The following is a 2,517-nucleotide window of genomic DNA, read 5'->3' on the forward strand; positions in this document are numbered from 1 at the left end:
AGCGCGAGGAACACCAGCGGGACCGCGAAGGTGAGACCCCATGCGTCCGGCACGTTCGCGCCGAGGACGACGCCCGCGACCGTGCCGACCTGCCAGACGATCCACAGCGACGCGGCCGCGCCGAGGTAGTAGCGCCACCGGCTGCGCTCGGGGTTCTCGTCGAACTCGGCGACGGAGAGCGCGTACGCCTGATCCGTGAGCAGGTACGCGAGCCCCGCGCGGAGCCGACGGCCGTAGTCGGCGAAGTGGGGCGCGATGGAGGCCGAGTACATCAGCATTCGGAGGTTGATCACCGCGGCCGTGCCGACGACGACCGCGAGGGGGGCGTTCTCGCCGAGCAGCTCCAGCGCCGCCAGCTGGGACGCGCCCGCGAACACGATCACGGACATGCCGACCGCCTCTGCCAGCCCGAGTCCGGCGTCGACGGCGGCGATGCCGGCCACGAGCGCGAACGGCGCGATCCCGAGCATGAGCGGGGAGACGTCCCGCACGCCGGCCAGCAGGTCCTCGTCGAGCGGGAGGGCGGGCACGGCTATTCCTCCTGCGGGTAGACCGGCTCGTCGTACTTCGCCGCGAGGTGGTCGGCGTGTTCCAGCTTCGTGTTCGCCTTGCGGAAGGTACCGAGCAGCGTGTGTATCTCGCGTTCCGTCGGGTGCGCCCGCCCGAGGAGCCGACGCATCAGCAGCGCGTTCTTCTCGCGGACGTGATCGCGCTGCCCCGTCGACGCGAGGAAGTCGTCGAAGAACTCGTGGAAGCGCTCCACGTCCGGTTCGGGGGCGCGGGTCACCTCCGTGTCGGGGAGCTGCGTCTCGTTCACCGTGAGATCGCGGAGTTCGTACAGCAGCACCGTGGCGGCCTGCCCGAGGTTGAGGACGGGGTAGTCGTCGGCGGCGGGGATCGAACACACCTCGTCGAGCCGCGAGAGCTCCTCGTTGTTGAGGCCGCGCCCCTCGCGGCCGAAGACGATTGCGGTCTGGGCATCGACCGTCTTCAGCGACTCGCGCAGTTCGACGGGCGTCTTGAACGGGAACCGCTCGTGGCTGCGGTCGTCCTCGCCGGTGATCGCGGTGGTGCCGACCGTGTGGTAGTTCTCCACGACCTCGTCGAAGGTGACCTCCTCGGCGTTCGGCAACACGTCCTCGCGGGCGTGGCCGGCGAAGCCGTACGCCTCGCCGTCCTCCTTCAGCTCCGGCGGATCCACCAGCTTGAGATCGGAGAGGCCGAAGTTCTTCATCGCCCGCGCGATGGTGCCGACGTTGCCCGGCGTCTCCGGCTCGACGACGACCACGACCGGTTTCCGGCGGTCGCTCTCCGTTTCCTCGCCGCTCATCGGTCGGACGGGTAGTCGGTCGAGAGGTCCAGATCGGACTCCACGACCTCCTCGTCGGTCACCGTCTCGTCGTCGTCGGCCCGCTCGCCGGCGAGTTCGAGGATGTCGATCCGGTCGCCGTCGAAGCCCTCTTCGAGCCGCTCTTGGACCTCCTGCTGGTCCGGGAGGTCGGGGAGTCCGTCGGGGTCCTCCTCGACGTGCTCGACGGGGGCGTACCCCTCCGGGGCCTCGTTGCCGGCGGCGACCCACTCGTGGAAGCGATCGGCGAACTCGACGGATCCCTTGTGGTCGCTGCCGCCCGCCTCGCGGAACCAGTAGAGCAGGTCCGGCTCGTGTTCGGGGCAGAGCAGGACCTCGCCGTCCGGCTCGCCGTACACGATCTCCGCCTCGTTACACCGGTGGACCTCCGCCTCGCCGTAGTCGAGGTAACAGACGTCGCAGGGCTCCTCGACGAGGGAGACGAGCCGCAGGAGTCGCTCTCGGGAGTCCTCGGGGATCTCGTCGAGGGGCTTGAGCTCCTCGTCGCCGGTGAATATCTCGTCCTCCTCGAACCGCCAGCCGCGGAGGCCGATGCTCACTTTCGCCATGGTCACGCTACGCTCCGGCGGCGATAAAAGCGCGTCCTTCCCGGATCGGGCGTTCGTCACGCGGCGAGACGCGTTACCCCGCGGCCCGGAACCAGATCGCGGCCGCCGCCGACTCGCCGCCAGACCCGGCGACCGCCCCCGAGAAGTCGGGGTAGTCGACGACGAGGAACGCGAGAGCTAGCGCCGCCGCAAGCGCGCCGAAGCCGAGTGCTACCCGGTGGCGCGTCGTCGTCGAGAGCCCGAGGCGACCACTGATTCGCTCGACTGCGAAGACGCCGGCGAACGCGAGGGCGAGTCCGACCCCGGAGACGTGACTTCCGCCGGGTGCGGACGCCTGATACAACAGGAGACCCGACAGCGCGACCGCCAAGCCGACGACGATCGCCGCACCGCCGACAACGGCCTCGTTGTCGGCCGTCGATCGAGGGCCCTCCGGGGCGCTTGAACCGACCATGTCGATCGATCGTCGCCCGCGGGCATAATTTCCCCGGAGGCGCGCCGTGACGACGGAGGCCGCGTCGCGCTGGTCGCCGATCCCGTCCCGCGCGACCGACACGGTCGCTTATGTTTGCGCGCCCCCTCGTCGCGACCATGCGACGG

Annotated in this window: 4 protein-coding genes; all 4 read right to left on the minus strand. The window is 70.0% G+C overall.

The annotated features are described in order from the left end of the window. Positions 1-470, minus strand: a 470-nt coding sequence (locus tag BN903_RS04120) for an AzlC family ABC transporter permease (RefSeq protein ID WP_048076743.1), incomplete at its 3' end; no start/stop codon positions are given. Between the two features lie 62 nt (positions 471-532). Then, positions 533-1,330, minus strand: a complete 798-nt coding sequence (locus BN903_RS04125; RefSeq protein WP_048076528.1) for an RNA methyltransferase — start codon at positions 1,328-1,330, stop codon at positions 533-535. Further along, on the minus strand, positions 1,327-1,917 hold the full coding sequence (locus tag BN903_RS04130) for a hypothetical protein (protein ID WP_048076529.1): 591 nt from the start codon (positions 1,915-1,917) through the stop codon (positions 1,327-1,329). The genes BN903_RS04125 and BN903_RS04130 overlap by 4 nt, the downstream gene beginning before the upstream one ends. A gap of 73 nt (positions 1,918-1,990) precedes the next feature. Next, positions 1,991-2,371: a hypothetical protein gene (locus BN903_RS16415; RefSeq protein WP_154018035.1), complete on the minus strand. Its 381-nt coding sequence runs from the start codon at positions 2,369-2,371 to the stop codon at positions 1,991-1,993. Positions 2,372-2,517: the final 146 nt, after the last annotated feature.

It is taken from the genome of Halorubrum sp. AJ67, assembly GCF_000513435.1.

Excerpts from the sequence above, each read along its gene's own strand:
- BN903_RS04125 (WP_048076528.1), bottom strand. The coding sequence starts at position 1,330 with ATGAGCGGCGAGGAAACGGAGAGCGACCGCCGGAAACCGGTCGTGGTC.
- BN903_RS04130 (WP_048076529.1), bottom strand. The coding sequence starts at position 1,917 with ATGGCGAAAGTGAGCATCGGCCTCCGCGGCTGGCGGTTCGAGGAGGAC.
- BN903_RS16415 (WP_154018035.1), bottom strand. The coding sequence starts at position 2,371 with ATGGTCGGTTCAAGCGCCCCGGAGGGCCCTCGATCGACGGCCGACAAC.